The sequence below is a fragment of the Kitasatospora sp. NPDC094019 genome (assembly GCF_044764505.1).
GTDB lineage: Bacteria > Actinomycetota > Actinomycetes > Streptomycetales > Streptomycetaceae > Kitasatospora.
The window spans coordinates 153358-157447 of the sequence record NZ_JBIWIF010000012.1 but is presented as its reverse complement, the minus strand read 5'-3'; the positions used below and the strand labels follow the sequence as shown (position 1 = coordinate 157447).

2 protein-coding genes are annotated in these 4090 nt (G+C 76.6%); one reads left to right on the top strand and one right to left on the bottom strand.

Annotated elements, in window-relative coordinates:
- Positions 1 to 199 precede the first annotated feature (199 nt).
- The gene (locus tag ACIQ9P_RS26040; RefSeq protein WP_402360722.1) at positions 200 to 1354 is read right to left on the bottom strand and encodes a hypothetical protein; all 1155 of its coding nucleotides are present in this window, start codon (positions 1352 to 1354) and stop codon (positions 200 to 202) included.
- Between the two features lie 254 nt (positions 1355 to 1608).
- On the opposite strand from ACIQ9P_RS26040, the gene ACIQ9P_RS26035 reads away from it, so the two are divergent.
- A complete protein-coding gene (locus tag ACIQ9P_RS26035; RefSeq protein WP_402360719.1) occupies positions 1609 to 3996 on the top strand; it encodes an ATP-binding protein in 2388 nt (795 codons plus the stop codon).
- Positions 3997 to 4090 lie beyond the last annotated feature (94 nt).

Below are 4090 nucleotides of genomic sequence, written 5' to 3'. Positions count from 1 at the left end.
CGGCGGGGGGGGGGGGGGGGGGGGTTTTTTGGGGGGGGGGGGGGGGGGGGGGGGGGGGGGGGGGGGGCCCCCCGCCGGCCCGGGGGGGGGGGCCCCCCCCCCCCCGCCCGTTCCCCGGTCGGAGTGGTCGGGGTGGTCAGCTCGGTCGAAGTCGTCGAAGTCGTCGAGGTGGTCGAAGTCGTCGGGGTGGTCGGCGCGGTCAGCACTGCCCGGCCGCGACCGCCGCGACCGCCGGGCCACCGACCGGAAGGTCGCCCGTCGGCACGGCGGACCGGGTGCCGCGGAACTCGTCGACCTCGGTGTAGTCGCGCTTCGAACTCGGCCAGAGGAAGGTGATCTGGTCCAGGGCGTCCAGGGGCCTGGCGTCGTACAGCGCGAAGACGGTCAACCGGGTGCCGTCGGTGGTCTCGTCGCGGATCGCCCGGTACCGGTTCCCGGCCGTGTCCCGCACGGTGATGGGGCCGCTGCCGGCCCGTCCGAGCACCAGGGTGACGATCAGCGTCTCCCCCTGGGCCACCGGGCCCCTGAGCCGCAGGGACTCACCGGTCGTGGCCGCCGCGTCGGGCGGGGACGGCTCCGGGGTGCCACCGACCCGGCCGAGGAAGCCGCAGGGATCCGGGACCCGGGCACCGACCGGGGAGGCGGACCGGTCGCCGGCCGCGACACCGCTCCCGTCGTCGACCTGGGCCACGGCGGGCGGCAGCACCAGCAGGGCGCCCAGCAGGCCGCCGACCGACAGGGCCGTCCAAAGGCGGCGCCGGGCGGACGGGCGGCGCGAGAACCGGCGGCGGACGGACGGACGGCGGGCGGACGGACGGCGGGCGGACCGGCGGAGCTCGGGGCCGACCGCTTCCCCGGCCGTCCGCGGCGCGGGTCCGCGCACGACCTCGGGCACGAGCCCGGGCACGAGCCCGGACGCCGGCGGCGTCGCTCCGGCCCCGGCCGGCTCTCCCTCGGGTGCCGCCGGAGCCGCCACCCCCGCCGACTGCTGCCGCAGCTGGATCCGCTGCCAGGCCGCCCGCCAGCACCCGAGCTCCTCGGCGGGGACACCGAAAGTGGTCGCGAGCACCAACACCCGCTCCAGGGGCGGGAGACGGTTCCGCCGCGGGCTCAGGTCCCCGGACAGGGTGCTGCGCGGAAGGCCGGTACGGCGCTCCAGTTCACGCAGCGACGGATCGCCGGACCAGACCTTGGCCGCCCGCAGCCGCTCCACGAACTCCTCCGGTGTCGTCGCTCCGCCCGGGTCCGGCCCGGGGGGCAGGGCGGGCGAGGAGACAGGGGAAGGAGCGGGGGGACGGGCGGGAAGCCGCTTCGGTAACCGGTCCGGCTCCAGGGCCGGGTATCGCTCGCTCACAGGACCCCCCCTCGGTCGACCGGTCGCGTCGACCGGTCGCGGCGCATCCGCCGGGAACCATCCTGGCCAACACCGGCCGACCACTCCATTGCGTTAGCTTGGCGTTCTATGATGATCCATTGTCAGGGGCCCGTCAGGGTCCCGGGCCGGGAGTCACGACGGGGGACGCGTCTCCGGAGCCGAGCCGCTTCCTGCCGTCGGCGTTCCCGCGGACGGGGCCACCCGTCGACGACGGCAACTCATCGGAGGCGAACGTGCTGGGGGACTTCGGAACGCTGCTGCGACAGTACCGGTACGCGGCCGGGTGGACGCAGGAGGAACTCGCCGAGCAGTCGGGCCTCTCGACCCACGCGATCAGCGTGCTGGAGTCGGGGCGGCGGCAGCCCCGGCTGTCGTCGGTGGCGCGGCTGGCCGCCGCCCTCGGCCTGGACCCGGCCGACCGCGACCGACTGCTCACCGCGGCCCGCGGGGAGGCGGAGCCGCCGCCCGCCGCGGACCGGCCGGTCGAACACGTGGTACCCCGGCTGCTGCCCTACGCCGTACCGGACTTCACCGGGCGACACGGCGAGGTGGACCGGCTGCTGGCCCTCGCCGTCGGACCGGACGGCACCCGGGCCCGTCCGCTGGTGATCTCGGCCATCGACGGCATGGCCGGCGTCGGCAAGACCGCCCTCGCCGTCCACGTCGGACACGCGCTCGCCGACCGGTTCCCGGACGGACAGCTCTTCGTCGACCTGCGCGGCTCCACCCCGGGCCAGCGCCCGCTCGAACCGGGCGCGGCGCTGGCCGGTCTGCTCCGGGCGGTCGGGGTGAGCGAGAACGCGCTGCCCCCGCACACCGAGGAACGCGCCCAGCTGTGGCGCAGCCGGGCGGCCGGCCGACGGTACCTGCTGGTACTGGACAACGCCGCCGACACCGATCAGGTCCGCCCGTTGATCCCCGGTGGCCCGGACTGCCTGGTCCTGGTGACGTCCCGGCGGCGCATGCCCGGACTGGACGGGGCGGTCGGCGTGCCGCTGGACGTGCTGGGCCACCAGGAGGCGGTGGAGCTGTTCGCCCGGGTCGCCGGCCCGGACCGGGTCGCGGGCCACGCCGACACGGTGGACGAGATCGCCACCCGCTGCGGAAGGCTGCCGCTGGCACTGCGGATCGCCGCCGCCAGGCTGGCCCACCATCCCGCCTGGACGCCGGTCGACCTGCTGGAGCGGATCCGGCGGCCGCAGAAGTTATTGACCGAGCTCTCCGACCAGGACCGGAGCGTCGCGGCGGCCTTCGTCGAGTCCTACCACTCCCTCACGCCGGCGCAGCAGCGCGCGTTCCGGCTGGCCGCGCTGCATCCCGGCGCGGACGTCACCCCGCACGCCCTCGCCGCCCTCGTCGACGCGCCGGTGGACGAGGCCGAGGAACTGTTGGAGGCGCTGCACAACCACCACCTGCTGATCGAGCACGCGGCGTTCCGGTACACCTTCCACGACCTGCTGCGCGCCTTCGCCGGTGAACTGCTCGTCCGGGAGGCGTCCACACCGTTCCCGCGCGCCGCGCTGCTCCGGCTGTTCGACCACTACCGGCGGTCCGCCGCTTCGGCGATGGACGTACTGGTGCCCCTGGAACGGCACCACCGGCCGCGGCCGCCCGCGCCCGGCGGCGCCCGGGGCGGCACGCCCCTGGTGTTCGCCGGACCGGCGGACGCGACGGACTGGCTGACCCGGGAGCAGGCCAATCTGCTGGCGCTCACCCGCCATGCCGCCGACGCCGACCTGCCGGAGTACGCCGCGGACCTGCCCGCCATCCTCTGGCGCCACCTCAAGCGCCACCTGCCCGCGCAGGAGGCGCTCGGGCTGGGCGTCGCCGCCCTCCGGGCCGCCCGGCAGCTCGACAGCCCCGCCCGGGAGGCGGCCGCGCTGCGGCACCTCGGGCTGGTCCAGTACCAGTTGGGCGACTTCCCACAGGCGCTCGACCTGCTCCACCAGGCCCTGGCGGTCCAGCGGCGGACCGGCAACCGGCACGGCGAGGCGCACGTCCTGGCCAACCTGGGCCTCACCCTCACCCGGACCGGGCGCCTGGAGGAGGCGCTCGACCACCACCGGCGGGCGCTGCGGCTGAGCCGCGAACTGCCCGAGCCGGCCGTGGAGTCGATCGTGCTGACCAACCTGGGGCCCACCCTGACCCGGCTCGGACGGATGGGCGAGGCGCTGGAGCACCACCGGGAGGCGCTGGAGTTCCACCGGCGCGGCGGAAACCGCCTCGGTCAGGCGATCGCGCTCAACCAGTTCGGCGAGCACCAGCAGAAGCTGGACCGCCATCCGGAGGCCCTCGACCTGTACCAGGAGGCCCTGGAACTGCACCGCGAACTCGGCGACACCTTCGGCCAGGCCGAGTCGCACACCCTGCTCGGGGACGCCCTGCTGGCCCTGGACGCCCCGGAGAGCGCCCTGCGGCACTACCGGGCCGCGATCGAGTACCTGCCGCACACCGGCGAGCGCTACAACCTCGGCCGCATCCACGTCGGGCTGGCGCGCACCCACCGGCGCCTGGGCGCGCCGGACACCGCGCGCGGTCACGCCGAACTGGCCGTGGAGATCCACACCGCCCTGGGCGTCCCGGAGGCGGCGGAGGCCAGGGCGCTGCTCGACTCCCTGTGACTGCCCCGCGGCGGGGGGGGGGGGGGGGGGGGCCCGGGGGCCGGCCCCCCCCCCCCCCCCCCCCCCCGGCGGGGGGGGGGCCCCCCGCCCCCGG